Source organism: Hyphomicrobium sp. GJ21 (genome assembly GCF_001006785.1).
Classification (GTDB): domain Bacteria; phylum Pseudomonadota; class Alphaproteobacteria; order Rhizobiales; family Hyphomicrobiaceae; genus Hyphomicrobium_B.
This window is the reverse complement of the sequence record NZ_CDHO01000003.1, coordinates 606,093-619,804: the sequence shown is the minus strand read 5'-3', so window position 1 is coordinate 619,804 and position 13,712 is coordinate 606,093. Positions and strand designations below refer to the sequence as shown.

At 59.6% G+C, this 13,712-nt stretch carries 14 protein-coding genes; 8 read left to right on the top strand and 6 right to left on the bottom strand.

Annotation, left to right across the window (positions count from 1 at the left end; all coding sequences use genetic code 11):
* The first annotated feature begins 84 nt into the window (after nucleotides 1-84).
* On the top strand, nucleotides 85-1,548 hold the full coding sequence (locus HYPGJ_RS11275) for an O-antigen ligase family protein (protein ID WP_244466098.1): 1,464 nt from the start codon (nucleotides 85-87) through the stop codon (nucleotides 1,546-1,548).
* Nucleotides 1,549-1,653: 105 nt separating this feature from the next.
* Here HYPGJ_RS11275 and HYPGJ_RS19460 read toward each other — a convergent pair whose 3' ends face one another.
* Nucleotides 1,654-2,643, bottom strand: a complete 990-nt coding sequence (locus HYPGJ_RS19460; RefSeq protein WP_244466097.1) for a sugar transferase — start codon at nucleotides 2,641-2,643, stop codon at nucleotides 1,654-1,656.
* A gap of 719 nt (nucleotides 2,644-3,362) precedes the next feature.
* On the bottom strand, nucleotides 3,363-3,782 hold the full coding sequence (locus HYPGJ_RS11265; RefSeq protein ID WP_046848341.1) for a DUF983 domain-containing protein: 420 nt from the start codon (nucleotides 3,780-3,782) through the stop codon (nucleotides 3,363-3,365).
* Between the two features lie 216 nt (nucleotides 3,783-3,998).
* On the opposite strand from HYPGJ_RS11265, the gene HYPGJ_RS11260 reads away from it, so the two are divergent.
* From HYPGJ_RS11260 to HYPGJ_RS11240, 5 genes are all read left to right on the top strand, one after another.
* Nucleotides 3,999-5,387 (top strand): PLP-dependent aminotransferase family protein, encoded by a 1,389-nt coding sequence (locus HYPGJ_RS11260; protein ID WP_348270900.1) that lies wholly within the window; start codon nucleotides 3,999-4,001, stop codon nucleotides 5,385-5,387.
* A gap of 78 nt (nucleotides 5,388-5,465) precedes the next feature.
* Nucleotides 5,466-6,467: an NAD(P)-dependent alcohol dehydrogenase gene (locus tag HYPGJ_RS11255; RefSeq protein WP_046847252.1), complete on the top strand. Its 1,002-nt coding sequence runs from the start codon at nucleotides 5,466-5,468 to the stop codon at nucleotides 6,465-6,467.
* Nucleotides 6,468-6,578: 111 nt separating this feature from the next.
* Entirely contained in the window at nucleotides 6,579-7,385 is an 807-nt protein-coding gene (gene modA, locus HYPGJ_RS11250; RefSeq protein ID WP_046848340.1) for a molybdate ABC transporter substrate-binding protein, read from the top strand.
* A gap of 33 nt (nucleotides 7,386-7,418) precedes the next feature.
* The gene (gene modB / locus HYPGJ_RS11245) at nucleotides 7,419-8,117 is read left to right on the top strand and encodes a molybdate ABC transporter permease subunit (RefSeq protein WP_046847251.1); all 699 of its coding nucleotides are present in this window, start codon (nucleotides 7,419-7,421) and stop codon (nucleotides 8,115-8,117) included.
* Entirely contained in the window at nucleotides 8,114-8,836 is a 723-nt protein-coding gene (locus tag HYPGJ_RS11240; protein WP_046847250.1) for an ATP-binding cassette domain-containing protein, read from the top strand. Before modB ends, HYPGJ_RS11240 begins: the two co-directional genes overlap by 4 nt.
* A gap of 59 nt (nucleotides 8,837-8,895) precedes the next feature.
* Here the strand turns inward: HYPGJ_RS11240 and HYPGJ_RS11235 are convergent, their stop codons facing one another.
* From HYPGJ_RS11235 to HYPGJ_RS11220, 4 genes are all read right to left on the bottom strand, one after another.
* A complete protein-coding gene (locus HYPGJ_RS11235) occupies nucleotides 8,896-9,261 on the bottom strand; it encodes a winged helix-turn-helix domain-containing protein (protein WP_046847249.1) in 366 nt (121 codons plus the stop codon).
* Nucleotides 9,262-9,517: 256 nt separating this feature from the next.
* The gene (locus tag HYPGJ_RS11230) at nucleotides 9,518-10,279 is read right to left on the bottom strand and encodes an ABC transporter permease (protein ID WP_046847248.1); all 762 of its coding nucleotides are present in this window, start codon (nucleotides 10,277-10,279) and stop codon (nucleotides 9,518-9,520) included.
* Nucleotides 10,276-11,202, bottom strand: coding sequence for an ABC transporter ATP-binding protein (locus HYPGJ_RS11225; RefSeq protein WP_046847247.1), 927 nt, complete (start codon nucleotides 11,200-11,202; stop codon nucleotides 10,276-10,278). Before HYPGJ_RS11225 ends, HYPGJ_RS11230 begins: the two co-directional genes overlap by 4 nt.
* 189 nt (nucleotides 11,203-11,391) lie before the next feature.
* The gene (locus HYPGJ_RS11220; RefSeq protein ID WP_046847246.1) at nucleotides 11,392-11,592 is read right to left on the bottom strand and encodes a hypothetical protein; all 201 of its coding nucleotides are present in this window, start codon (nucleotides 11,590-11,592) and stop codon (nucleotides 11,392-11,394) included.
* A gap of 120 nt (nucleotides 11,593-11,712) precedes the next feature.
* On the opposite strand from HYPGJ_RS11220, the gene HYPGJ_RS11215 reads away from it, so the two are divergent.
* Together HYPGJ_RS11215 and HYPGJ_RS11210 are read left to right on the top strand one after the other, a co-directional pair.
* Nucleotides 11,713-12,327: a TetR/AcrR family transcriptional regulator gene (locus tag HYPGJ_RS11215; protein WP_046848339.1), complete on the top strand. Its 615-nt coding sequence runs from the start codon at nucleotides 11,713-11,715 to the stop codon at nucleotides 12,325-12,327.
* Between the two features lie 85 nt (nucleotides 12,328-12,412).
* Nucleotides 12,413-13,711 (top strand): PQQ-dependent sugar dehydrogenase, encoded by a 1,299-nt coding sequence (locus tag HYPGJ_RS11210; RefSeq protein ID WP_244466096.1) that lies wholly within the window; start codon nucleotides 12,413-12,415, stop codon nucleotides 13,709-13,711.
* Nucleotide 13,712 lies beyond the last annotated feature (1 nt).

Sequence of the window (13,712 nt, the reverse complement as noted above, 5' to 3'; positions counted from 1 at the left end):
GGACGTGTACGTCAGCCGATACGGCGCTCCGGTATCAAGCGTGGTGGCGCGCGTGTGGTTATCGAGCGGATTCGTAGTTCCTATTTGACTGCAGGTGTTCTCCTCCTTGCCGTCGTTCTTGGCGGAGCGACGCGCGCCGGCTTTCTCGGTGACGCAGTCTTGCAGATCATTACATTGCCGCTGCTCTGGCTTGGCCTGATCGGACTGATCGAGTCTCGCGAAACGTCGAGTGTGCGATGGGTTTTGTGGGGACTTGCGATGGTCGTTGCATTGCCGTTGCTGCAACTCGTTCCGTTGCCGCCATCGATATGGGCGTCGCTACCCGGGCGATCCGCGATCGTGAGTACGTGTGAGCTGCTAGGCGATCCATTGCCGGCGTTTCCGCTCACAGTGTCGCCGGAAGCCACGTGGATGAGCGCACTTAGCCTAGTGCCACCGATTGCGATATTTCTCTCCGTACTGACGCTCGGCTACGAGCAACGACGGCGCGTCAGTCTTGTCGTCATTGCGGTCGCTGTCGTCAGTGTTTTTCTAGGCCTTCTGCAAGTCGCGGGTGGCCCGAACAGCGGTCTGCGCTTTTATACGGTCACGAATACGAGCGAAGCTGTAGGGTTCTTTGCGAACAGAAATCATTTTGCAGCATTGCTCTATGTGGCGATGCTGTTCTGCCTCTGCTGGCTATTCGGGACGGCGGAGGCGTTGGCAGAAGTGCGGACGGAGAAGTTCGACTCGAAGACGGTCACATCCTTTGCCGTGTTCGCGGTGGCTTTGATCGTCTTGCTGGCTGGGCAATTGATGGCGCGTTCTCGAGCCGGCTTGCTCCTCTCGGTCGTTGCATTGTTGGCGGGTTTCATTGTTGTGATGAGCGGTCGCCGCGCACGAGGTCAGAGATACTTGTCGAAATTTCTGCTCGCGGCGATCGCGATCGTTGTGGCGGTGTGCTCGCCGTTTGCGCTTTTTCGAATCCTGGACCGATTTGGAGCTGAAGCGGTTTCGGATGCTCGTGTTGCGATCGTGCGAAATACGATTTCTGCTGCAGAAGCCTACATGCCGTTCGGCTCGGGTCTCGGCACGTTCGTGCCGGTTTATCAAACGTTCGAAAAGCCGTCCGATATTGCGGTGACGTACGTCAATCACGCACACAACGATCTTCTAGAGTTGTGGGTCGAGACTGGAATTCCGGGGCTTCTGCTTTTATCGGTGTGCATCGTTTGGCTGGTGCGCCGAGGGATCGCGGCGTGGACTGCGGCGGAGACAGATGATACGCGTCGCATCGATCGCAATTTGATGAGATCGGCGGCGGTCGCGACCGGGTTGTTGCTTGCTCACTCCCTTGTCGATTATCCGCTACGAACATCGGCCAATATGGCTGTCTTTGCATTTGCTGCTGGGCTGCTCGTGTCTCCGTTGAGAGCTCGGCGAGCAGATCGTGGAATGGCGGCGGCGAAATCGCGGACGGTTCCGCGTCGCTCATCGCGCACGCCTCAACCTGTTCGACAACGGGCGCTCTGGTATGCCGACGGTGAATGGCCGATCGATCGCAACTGAGATTCGGATAAGCGTGTGTCTGTCGACGCGCGATGATGCGGGAGCACATGCATTTCCGTAACGTCTCAAACGTGTGCTCGCAGATCGTTGCCCGGAGATGAGACGTTATTGCGGTTGAGCGCTTTCTGCCGAGGTAGGCTGTGGCTGAATGCTGACAGTGGCAGGCCACCGGAGCGTTTGTTTTCGGGCACTGAAATCTGATTGCCGTTCGGCCGCCGCGCCTTTCGATGTATCGCCGAGCGCGAGCCATGCCTCGCGAATGGCGTTTTGATCGATGCGCTCACCAAGGAGAACCGTTCGCGCCGTGCTCAGAAGGATGCGCAAATCGAGGAGGAGCGAGGCGTGCCTCGCATACCATAAGTCGAGCACCGCCTTGTCGTCGACGGAGAGGTGTCGGCCGCCATTGATTTGGGCCCAGCCAGTCAGCCCGGGTTTCACGTCGAGACGCCCGCGAAATTGTTGCGATTGATCGATGGGTAACAATGGCCGTGGGCCTACCATCGACATCTCGCCGATCACGACATTATAGACCTGCGGTAGTTCGTCGAGGCGCATGCGGCGCAAGAATTTTCCGATGGGAGAAAGGCGCTGCGTGTCAGGCAGCAGCTGCCCGTCAGCTCTCCGGGCCGCGCGCATCGTGCGGAATTTGAGAATCCGGATTGGACGGCCTAACGCGCCCGGCCGCTGTTGCCAGAATATTATCGGTCGCCCGATATCGAAAAATACGAGCACTCCGACAAGAAGCATCACCGGCGCGACGCAGATGCCGATCAGCGTGCCAGCGGCGATATCGAAAATGCGCTTGCAGCGCAGATAGGCTGTTGGCACTTCAAGTTTTGCTGCGGCCGCGCTTGTAATGTCATTCCGTTTTCTGATGGCGGAATTAGGCGAAGGCATCGCCGAAGTATCGAAGCTCAAACGTTCATTCAGCGTGTCGACGCGTATGTTCAGGTCTGTCTTGGCTTTGAGGATGGCGTCCTGCGCACCCCTGCTTAAACTGTCGAAGGATTGAGCAAGAATGACACGATTGACTTTGACGCCGTGGATATCCAGTTCGTGCACAATTTTCACGATGTCGCCGGGGCGCCCAAGCACGGCGTGTGATCCTAATCTCCGTCTCTGGTGGCGGCGATTTTCAGACAGAATTCCAGCGACGGCGATGTTGCTTCCACCGCTTTCGGTTACGCATCGGAGAAATAGCCCGGTCACCGCGTTGACGCCGACGACGAGGATGTCTTCGCGCTCAGAGGTTGAGCGATTGGCTCGACGGCGACTGCGGCCGGCATACCGTAGCCGCGCCAAGGCGCGAATTCCGACCAGTGCGGCCGTCATCACCAGGAATTGGAGCGCAATCATGAATTGAGGCGCGCCGTGGAAATATGAGAGCACGCCCGCGACTGCGGCAGTGATGGCCATCGTCATCAAAACAGCGACGACAACGCGCGAGCAATCATGCAGCGTCGTGAATCGCCAGACGGTTCTATTCAGACCTGATGCCAGAAGCACGGGAACCGCGATTGCCACCGTCAACGCGCAGTAGGCAAGAGTTTCGGCGAATGCTTCCGGATGTAAGCCGACGCTCAAGAAAAAGACGATGACATTCGCGGTGATCAGAAGAAACAGATCAATGGCGAGGAGGAATGCACAATGCATGCGAACTCCGCTTTCTGGCAGGTTCGCCGTCGGAGGCACCGCCCGGATGCCTTCGGTACTATATTTGATACAAAAGTGTTAATACTAATTTTGATCTTTATCGTGAGCTGTCGCTTTTTCCACAGGCGCCGGGGAATCGCCGGCGCCTAAGGCTGCTTCTTTCAGCGATGTGCGGCGTCTGCCGGCATTTCTTTGTCGGCGAAGACGAGACGGCCTTCTTCGGCCTTGTGAACATACTGGCTAGCGACGAGCCAGCCTTTGATCGGGCGTAGCGGCGGAATGCAGGTCAGCAGGATCGCGGGCAGGCTCGTGACCAAATGGACCCAGAACGGCGGCACGAAGGCGACTTCAATCCAACATGCCAGCGCTGCTGCCGGAATGCATCCGAAGCACATCACGAAGAACGCCGGGCCGTCTGCGGGATCGGCGAACGAGAGGTCCAAACCGCACTCAGGGCACTGTTTTTTCAGCGTGAGGAAGCCGTCGAAGATTTTGCCTTTGCCGCAGCGGGGGCACAGTCCGCGGATGCCCACTTTCATCGGAGAAAGGGTTGGCCATTTATGAGCATGGTCGGCGCACATCAGGAGTTCCTTTCGCTGGCTGGGATCACGCATAAAGACAATTTCTAATGTATGCTTATTGTATGCGTTTACGACAAATGATCTATGCGAATAGTGTCGCAGTGGCAAAGCCGTTGCTCTGAGAATCGCGCAATTACTCGTGATTTTTATAGCTAACTCGTTTGCGCAGTTGATCCATACATGTTAGTCTAGTGTATGGACAGGAAACCAGAAATCTTGGATCGGCCTTCGTGGCGTCCGCGCATGGCGGAAGGCGGCGAGCTGAAATCGATGGGCATCGTCGATGCGCTCGAGGCGGACATCCGTGCGGGGCGCGTCCCTCCCGGCTCCCGGTTGCCGCCCCAGCGGGCGATTGCAAAGGCTTTGGGGGTCGATCTGACAACGGTGACGCGTGCGTTCAACGAAGCGCGCCGCCGGGGATTGATCGATGGAAAGGTCGGGAGCGGCACGTTCGTCCGCCGTCTCGAGAGTGGCGGGTCCGAGCTATTTGCGGCGCCTGCCGTCGATCTCAGTCTGAACATTCCTCCGCAGCCTGCAGCGGCGGGGCTTCGGCATCTCATTCCAGAGACCATCGCAGATCTGCTCGCGAGCGAGCAGGGCATGCTGCATCTTCGTTATCAGGAAAGCGCGGGCAGCGTTCCGGATCGTGCCGCTGGCGCGATCTGGCTCGGCGAGCGGATTGGGGACGTCAAGCCATCGTCGCTGCTACTCGCGAGCGGCGCACAGAGCGCACTGTTCGCCGTATGCGATTGCCTCGTCAGGCCCGGCGAAACCATTGCTGCCGGTCTCGTCACCTATCCTGGCCTCACGGCGATCGCGCAGCAGCGCGGATATGTCCTGCAGCCGGTCGCGATGGATGAAGATGGGATTATCCCGGAGTCATTCGCAGAGCATTGTGAGCGTGCGCCACCGAAGGTGCTCTACGTCGTTCCTTCGATCGACAATCCGACGACAGCGACGCTGCCGGAAGCACGCCGGCGTGAGATCGCGAGAATTGCGCGCGAATACCGTGTTGCGATCATCGAAGACGATCCGTACTCGTCGCTGCTCAAGGACGCTCCGGCTTCCTTTGCGGATCTTGCACCGGAGCTGACGTGGCACATCGAGACGCTTTCCAAATGCGCGACTCCGGCGCTGCGGATCGCATATGTGCTGGTGCCGAGCGACGCTCAAGCTTTGCGTCTCGCCGGAGTGCTGCGGGCCATGAATTTGATGGCTCCGCCACTCAACGCCGCGGTCGCGTCACGCTGGATCACGACGGGGCGGCTCGATGATATCCGGAAGGCGATCCGCGAGGAGGCGACGGCGCGCCAGGCGATCGCGCAATCGCTTCTCGGGCGGTTTGCGTACCAATCCGATCCGCACGGTCACCATGTGTGGTTGATGATGCCGCCCTATTGGCGGGCGGTGGACTTGGCGAGTCATGCCGAACGCGCCGGGTTTGCTGTCGTACCTAGTTCGGAGTTCGCGGTTTCCCGAACGCATCCGGAAGCGGTTCGCATTTCGCTCGGTGTTGCTGGAGACAGAGAGTCGCTAACGCAGGCGTTAAAGCTGTTGGCCGAGCTTCTTGCGCAGCCCGTTCTGCCTTCAAAGGCAATCGTATGAAAGGCGTAGTTGCCGAAGCTGCATAATGGCAGAATAATCGTCGCCCGGCCGGTTTCGGCAAACCTTCGGAGGCGATCCATGAAAGCATTCCTGCTGAAGCGCTTCGGCATCGATGGGCTCGCGCTCGAGGACATCCCGCGGCCCACGCCCAGGCACGGGCAGGTTCTCGTCAAGATGCGCGCCTGGTCAATCAACTATCGCGATCTGCTTGTCGTTCGCGGCATCTATGCGCCGAAGCTCAAGTTCCCGTTTCAAATCCTTTCTGATGGAGTCGGAGAAGTCGTCGAGGTTGGACCCGGCGTCACGCGCGCGAAGCCCGGAGACCGCGTCGCAGGCACATTCATGCAGCGATGGGTCGGCGGCGGTGCAGCAGCGGAAAAATCGGCGAGCGCGCTCGGCGGCGAAATTCCCGGCGTCGCTGCCGAATACGTTATCCTCGACAACAACGGTTTCGTGCCGGTGCCGGCCGGTCTCTCGGATGAGGAAGGCGCGACGCTGCCGTGCGCGGCCGTCACGGCCTGGCATGCGCTGGTCACGTCAGGCGCGCTCGCTGCGGGAGAGACGGTTCTGGTGCAAGGGACAGGTGGCGTTTCACTCTTTGCGCTGCAGTTCGCGCACGCAATGGGGGCGCGTGTCATCGCCACGTCGAGCAGCGATGCCAAACTCGAGCGCGTGCGTGAGATGGGTGCGTCTGAACTCATCAACTACAAGACGACGCCGGAGTGGGGCGCGAAGGCACGTGCGCTGACGAATGGCCGCGGCGTCGATCATGTCGTCGAAGTCGGCGGCGCAGGCACATTGCCGCAATCGCTCGAAGCGGTGCGGATCGGAGGGCGCATCAGCCTCATCGGCGTGCTGACCGGCGGCACGGTCAATCCCATTCCGGTCGTGATGAAGGGCGTTACGGTTCAGGGCATATATGTCGGCAGCCGCGTCATGTTCGAAGCCATGAACGACGCCATTACCGTAAACAAACTGAAGCCTGTCATCGACCGTGTGTTCCCGTTCGCGGAACTTCCGCAAGCTTTGCAGCATATGGAAAGCGGGGCGCATTTCGGCAAAATCGTCCTCAAAGCGTAGCCTGCCGAAACATCCCCTCTGCGATATGCTTCATTTCTGAATGTGGTTGCAAACGCTGCGCGGCTCGATATCTTCCCGGCTATATCGTTTATCGCAAAGGGTGAGATGCCGATGCTCGCAGGGCAGATTCGTTCACGTTCGCCGTTCAAGATGGTTGCCGCATGGGCGCTAGCGCTTGCGCTGCTGTCGGCGCCCGCAGTCGCTCAGAAAACAGAGACGACAACGACGACGGTCTTTGCTGCGGCGAGTCTCAAGACGGCTCTGGATGCGGCGTCCGCTGACTATCAAAAGAACACCGGCAATAAAATCGTTGCGTCTTACGCGGGGTCTTCGGCTCTCGCGAAGCAGATCGAACAGGGCGCGCCAGCCGACATTTTCATTTCCGCCGATCTCGATTGGATGGACTATGTCGCCAAGGCGAAGCTCATCAATGACGAGACCCGCGTCAATCTTTTCGGCAACCGGCTCGTGCTGATCGCGCCACAGGCGAGCACGGCGTCACTGAAAATCGAGCCGGGTTTCAAGCTTGCCGATGCGCTCGGCGACGGACGCCTTGCCATGGCTGACGTCAAGTCGGTTCCAGCCGGCAAATATGGTTCGGCGGCATTGAAGAAGCTCGGGGTCTGGGACGCTGTCGAGGCGAAGATCGCGCAAGCGGAAAACGTGCGCGCGGCATTGGCTCTGGTTGCCCAGGGTGAGGCGCCGTTCGGCATCGTGTACGAGACTGACGCAGCGGCCGAACCGAAGGTCAAGATCGTGGGCGTCTTTCCGGAGGACACGCATCCGCCGATAATCTATCCGATCGCTGTTCTTGCGGCGAGCAAGGATTCAGACGCGGCAAAGGCTTTCATCGCATTCCTGAAGTCGCCGGAAGGACAGGCCGCGTTTGCGAAGCAAGGTTTCACGATCCTGAAGTAAGCCGCGCGGTATTCACAACAGCGGACTGGCGTCGTGCTTGGATTCTCTCAAGACGAATGGACTGCGATATTCCTGAGCCTTCGGGTGGCAACGGTCGCGACGATCTTTGCCGTGCCGTTCGCGGTTCTTGCTGCCTATGCGCTGGCGCGGTGGAAGTTTCCGGGCAAAATCATGCTCGACAGCTTTCTGCATTTGCCGCTCGTGATGCCGCCGGTCGTGACCGGCTACCTGCTGCTTCTGACGTTCGGGAAGCAGGGGGCAGCGGGGAAGTTCTTTTACGACTATTTCGGGCTGTCGTTCTCGTTTCGCTGGACCGGTGCGGCGCTCGCGTGCGGCGTGATGGGTTTTCCGCTGATGCTGCGCGCGATCCGGCTTTCCTTCGATGCCATCGACCGGCGGCTGGAGACAGCGGCGGGGACGCTCGGAGCCAACCGGACTTGGACTTTCTTTCTCGTTACGCTGCCGTTGGCGCTGCCGGGGATCATCGTCGGGGCCATTCTTTGCTTCGCGAAGGCGCTGGGCGAATTCGGCGCGACGATCACATTTGTTTCGAACATTCCCGGTGAGACGCAAACGATCCCATCGGCCATCTACACCTATACGCAGGTGCCCGGCGGCGAAGGGCAGGCGCTCAGGCTGACACTCGTTTCGATCGGAATTGCGATGGCGGCGCTCGTGGCATCGGAAGTGTTGAACCGCCGCGTGCAAAAGCAGATTGCCGTATTCGAATGACGGGTGTCGCGCCATCGCTCAGCCTCAACGTTCGTCAGCAGCGGAAAGATTTTCTGCTCGACGTGGCGTTTGAGGCCGGTTCAGGCATCACGGCGCTGGTTGGTCCGTCGGGATCGGGCAAGACCACGATCCTCAACATCATTGCGGGGACGCTGCGGCCCGACGCGGGGCGTGTCGTCGTCTCGGGGCGTGTGCTGACGGATGTCGCGCAGCGCATCTTTGTGCCCTGTCACCAGCGGCGCGTCGGTTTTGTCTTTCAGGATGCGCAGCTCTTTCCGCATTTGACGGTTGAGCAGAACATCAAGTTCGGGCGCTGGTTCAGGTCGGCGCAGGCCGATGGTCCGGCTGTTGACGTGGTGACGCGTGAGCTTGGGATCGGCGGTCTCTTGAAGCGCCGGCCCGCGACGCTGTCGGGCGGCGAAAAGCAGCGTGTTGCGCTGGCTCGGGCGCTTCTGTCGTCGCCGCAGATCCTGCTGATGGACGAACCGCTTTCCGGTGTCGACGATGCGCGCCGCAATGAAATCATGGGATTGATCGAGCACGTACGCGACGAGTTCAGAGTTCCGATCGTTTATGTGACGCATTCGCGGAACGAAGTGCAGCGGCTCGCATCGCGGGTCGTGCGACTGGAGGCCGGACGGGTTGCGTCCATCGGCAGTGCAGCGGATCTACCTGGCGATGATGCATTGAAGCGCAGGAGCGACTTCGCTTCGACGTAGAGCCTTGGTTTGGCTGTTCTGCTTATCGGAAAACCGGTTCCGACTTTGCCGGAAGCACTCTAACCGGCCTTGCGCACGGCTTTCTGATGCCGAGCGAGGTGCTTTTCCATTGATGCCAGCGGCTTCGCGAAGACGGAGAGCGCTTTCGCTTCCATCTCGCGGTATTGGCGGACGAGCTCCGCGCCGAACGGGGTCAGCTTGGCAGCGCCGCCGCCGCGCCCACCGTGCTGGCGTTCGATCAGCGGGTCGGCAAACATCGAATTGAACTCGTCCATCAAGTACCAGGCGCGCTTGTAGGACATGTCCATGGCTTTCGCGGCCTGGGCGATCGAGCCATGCTCGCCGATCAGCTCAAGAAGCTGGATGCGCCCGTGGCCGATGTAGCGCTCTTTGTCGAAGTCTATCCGAAGCTTGATCTCAGTCATTGAGACACCGCGTTGCCTGAACGTTGCCTATGAATATGGATGCCGGTGCGGGGCATCACCTGTCGACTTGCCGTGGACGGGCGTTCGAATCCGGACCGGGCAATATATGAACGACTAAGCATAACTTGTGCATTTGTAAAAGGCTGCCAGCGGGTTCGGCGGTCGTGTTGCCTGTCGAGAAGCAATTTTTGTGGCGCGCTCTGTGTCTCTCAATGAATGTGAAGTTCGCAGAGGCAAGGCTTCGTCAGGTGTCGCCTTATGCCTTCAGGCGATAGCCGGTTTTGAAGATCCACCACGCTATCGCCATGCAGATCGCGAGGAACACGAACGTCATCAATACGCTGACGCCGACGTTGACGTCCGAGATTTCGAAGAAGCTCCAGCGGAAGCCGCTGATCAGATAGACGACAGGGTTGAGCAGCGTCACGTTCTGCCAGAACGGCGGCAGCATCTTCACGGAATAAAATGTGCCGCCAAGGAACGTCAGCGGCGTGATGACGAGCAGCGGGATGATCTGAAGTTTCTCGAAGCCATCGGCCCAGATGCCGATTATGAATCCGAGCATGCTGAATGTGAGGGCGGTTAATAGCAGAAATGCGATCATCCAGAATGGGTGCGCGATATGGAGCGGCACGAAAAGGCTTGCGGTCGCCAGCACGAGAAGTCCCAGAATGACCGACTTCGTCGCCGCGGCGCCGACATAGCCGAGCACGATCTCGAAGGGTGAGACCGGTGCCGACAGATGCTCATAGATCGTTCCGGTAAAGCGCGGGAAATAGATGCCGAACGAGGCATTCAGCGTGCTCTGCGTCAGCAGCAGCATCATGATCAGGCCGGGCACGATGAAGGCGCCATAGTCCACGCCTTCGACCTGCGAGATCCGCGAGCCGATCGCCGAGCCGAAGACGATGAAGTACAGGCACGTCGAGAGAACGGGCGAGACGATGCTTTGCATCAGCGTTCGGCCCCAGCGGGACATCTCAAAGCCGTAGATGGCTCGGACGGCTTCGATGTTCATTTCTTTTGCCTCACGAGGTCTACGAAGATGTCTTCGAGCGAGCTTTGCGCGGTGCTCAGGTCTTTAAAGACAATTTCGGCAGTGCGCATGTCGTTCAGCAACGCCGTGATGCCGGTGCGCTCGGCGTGGGTATCGTAAGTGTAAATGAGCTCGTGACCGTCATTGACAAGCTGCAGGTCGTAAGCGGCGAGCGATGGCGGGAGCGCGGCCAGCGGTGACTGGAGCTGAAGATTGAGCTGCTTCTTGCCGAGCTTGCGCATCAGCTCGGTTTTTTCTTCCACGAGGATGATCTCGCCCTTGGCGATGACGCCTACGCGGTCGGCCATTTCCTCGGCTTCCTCGATGTAGTGCGTGGTGAGGATGATCGTCACACCGGACGCACGCAAGGCGCGCACAACATCCCACATTTCGCGGCGAAGCTCGACGTCGACACCGGCCGTCGGTTCGTCGAGGAAGAGGATGCGCGGTTCATGTGCGAGCGCTTTGGCGATGAGAAGGCGGCGCTTCATGCCGCCTGACAGCGTCATGATGCGGTTGTCTTTCTTGTCCCACAGAGAAAGGTCTCTCAGGACTTTCTCGACGAACGCATGATTGCGCGGCTTGCCGAACAGGCCACGGCTGAAATTCACGGTCGCCCACGGCGTCTCGAACATGTCGGTCGAGAGTTCCTGCGGAACGAGTCCGATCATCGCGCGCACGGCGCGGTAATCGCGGGCGATGTCCTTGCCGTCGACGGTCACGCGACCTGTGCTGGCGTTGACGATCCCGCAGATGATGCTGATCAGCGTCGTCTTGCCGGCGCCGTTGGGTCCGAGGAGGGCGAAGATTTCACCGTGCCGGATGTCAAGATTGATGTTCTTCAGAGCGTTGAAGCCTGAAGCATACGTCTTGGAAAGATCTGCGACGGAGATGATGGCCGACATGGTGGGGTCTCCGGCGCGTTGATAGCGGCGCTCCGCATCGCAGCGACGGCCTCGCGTGTCAACGATGTTGTCGGGTTGCTTTGCGTGGATGTGAGCAGAAGGCGCGCGGTATACCAGCGGCGGCGGCGGCCTAGATGCGAAACGCGATACGCGCGATGGCGATGCGTTTCGCTGTCGGTCTGAGATCAATCAGGAATAGTTGTCGACGCCGGGTCCGAGCGGCCAGCGATCCCGCTCCTCGGCGAACGGGCGAGTGTCGTCCTCACATCCGCAGGCTGCTACAACTTCAGGCTCCGATGCCTCGACGTCGCTAAGGGCTGATTGGCGGCGGGTGACCCAGCCTTTCAGGCCCTGGACGATTGCGCTGGCGTTCGAGAGGGAGCCTTTCATCGTGCACCTCGTCAATCTATATATGTACCGAGTGGTAAGATATGGACGGAGCTGGCGCTCTGTCAACGAATATTTGTATCGGTAGGTATGGAATTGTATGATTTCGAGTCTGAACACGCGATGACTGGGAGACATACAGTGCAGGCGCACAAAGGCCGGCCGAGGGAATTCGATGCCGACAGCGCGCTCGACAAGGCGCTGCATGTTTTCTGGCAACGCGGCTACGAAGGCGCGTCCCTCAGCGATCTGACGGAGGCGATGGGCATCAATCGTCCAAGTCTTTATGCGGCTTTCGGCAACAAGGAAGAGCTGTTTCGCCGAGCGCTGGATCGGTACGCGGAGCGCGGGCCAGGCCGGGCGTTGAACGAAGCTTTGGCGGAACCGACAGCACGCGATGTTGTTGCGCGGTTGCTCAAGAACGTTGCGATTTCGCTTACTGATCCGAGCAATCCGCGCGGCTGTCTTTCGGTGCAGGCTGCCTTGACGTGTGGCGAAGCATCGGACGCGATCAAGCAGGAGCTGTGCAAACGGCGCGCGGAAGCGGAACAAAAACTGCGTGCTCGCCTTGAACGTGCGATAGACGAGGGCGATCTTTCCTTCGACGCGGATGCAGCTCGACTCGCGCGCTTCGTATCGACTGTCACGCAGGGCATGTCCGTGCAGGCAGCGGGCGGCGCATCGCGCGATGATCTATTACATGTAGCCGACATGGCCATGAGGGCGTGGCCGGGCTAATGTCTTGGCCGGGTGAATCCGACGCTTCCGAAAACTGCAGAGTCTTCGTCTCTCTGCGCCTCAAATAGTGGACTGAATGATGTCTATGAAGTTCGTTACCGGCGTCGCAGCTGCCGCGGCTGTTTCGCTCGCGGCAAGTTCGATTGCTTACGGCCAGGATGCAGCGAACAAAGGTGCGGTGTCGGAGAATGCTGCGGTTTGCCCTGCGGATAACGGCGGATTGATCCTGCCGCGCGGGTTCTGCGCTACTGTATTTGCTGACATTGAAGGCGCGCCGCGCCACATCGCCGTTGCGTCCGACGGGACGGTTTATGTCAATGCCGCCGTCCGGCAAGGAAAAGCGGGCGAGGGCCCTATCGTCGCTCTTAAAGATAGCAACGGTGACGGGCGCGCCGACATCATCGCTCGCTTCGGCGGCGACGTGCCGGGCGGGACAGGCATTTTCCTGTATAAGGATTGGCTCTATGTCGAGAGCCGCGGCAGTATCCTTCGCTATCCGCGCAAGGACGGCGAGGTTGTTTTGCAAGGAGCGCCTGAGACCGTTCTCAAGGACCTGCCCATCGACGGCAATCACACGGCCCGGCCTTTTGCGATCGATGCGCAGGGCAATCTTTTCGTCGATCTCGGCTCGGCGACGAATTCATGCCAGCAGGACGATCGAACGAAAGAGTCGCCCGGACTCGATCCGTGTGAAGAGCTGAAAACGCGCGCGGGCGTCTGGCGTTACGACGCGAACAAAACGGATCAGGTGTTTTCGGAGAACGAGCGTTTCGCGACCGGCATTCGCAACGCTGTCGGCATCACTGTCGACGCGAAAGGGCGCGTGTACGCCACGCAACATGGCCGCGATCAGCTCTATGAGAACTGGCCGAAGTTCTACAATTCGGAGCAAGGTTCGGAACTGCCGGCTGAGGAGCTTTTGTTGCTGCAGGATGGCGGCGATTACGGTTGGCCCTATTGCTATTTCGACGGCGCGCAGGGCAAGCGCGTTCTCGCGCCTGAGTACGGTGGCGACGGCAAGGCCATCGGCCGGTGTGCCGAGAAGATACCTCCAGTCGCGGCGTTTCCCGCGCACTGGGGACCGAACGACGTCAAAATTTACGACGCAACGCAGTTTCCGGAAGCGTATCGCGGAGGCGCGTTCATCGCGTTTCACGGATCATGGAACCGCTCATCGGGACCGCAGGAAGGCTACAACGTCGTGTTTCAGCCTCTTGCAGACGGGAAGGCCGCCGGCGGCTATATGGTGTTTGCCGACGGCTTCCGCTCGGGCAAGGACGGGGCCGACCATCGTCCGACCGGACTTGCGGTGGGGCCGGATGGCTCGCTCTATGTCGCGGACGATGCGGCAGGGCGTATCTGGCGGATCACGTATAAGGGCTGAC

Coding starts and splice junctions, on each gene's coding strand:
- HYPGJ_RS11240 (WP_046847250.1), top strand. CDS start 8,114: ATGACGGGTGTCGCGCCATCGCTCAGCCTCAACGTTCGTCAGCAGCGG.
- HYPGJ_RS11220 (WP_046847246.1), bottom strand. CDS start 11,592: ATGAAAGGCTCCCTCTCGAACGCCAGCGCAATCGTCCAGGGCCTGAAA.
- HYPGJ_RS11265 (WP_046848341.1), bottom strand. CDS start 3,782: ATGTGCGCCGACCATGCTCATAAATGGCCAACCCTTTCTCCGATGAAA.
- HYPGJ_RS11210 (WP_244466096.1), top strand. CDS start 12,413: ATGAAGTTCGTTACCGGCGTCGCAGCTGCCGCGGCTGTTTCGCTCGCG.
- HYPGJ_RS11230 (WP_046847248.1), bottom strand. CDS start 10,279: ATGAACATCGAAGCCGTCCGAGCCATCTACGGCTTTGAGATGTCCCGC.
- HYPGJ_RS11235 (WP_046847249.1), bottom strand. CDS start 9,261: ATGACTGAGATCAAGCTTCGGATAGACTTCGACAAAGAGCGCTACATC.
- HYPGJ_RS11215 (WP_046848339.1), top strand. CDS start 11,713: ATGACTGGGAGACATACAGTGCAGGCGCACAAAGGCCGGCCGAGGGAA.
- modA (WP_046848340.1), top strand. CDS start 6,579: ATGCTCGCAGGGCAGATTCGTTCACGTTCGCCGTTCAAGATGGTTGCC.
- HYPGJ_RS11255 (WP_046847252.1), top strand. CDS start 5,466: ATGAAAGCATTCCTGCTGAAGCGCTTCGGCATCGATGGGCTCGCGCTC.
- HYPGJ_RS11225 (WP_046847247.1), bottom strand. CDS start 11,202: ATGTCGGCCATCATCTCCGTCGCAGATCTTTCCAAGACGTATGCTTCA.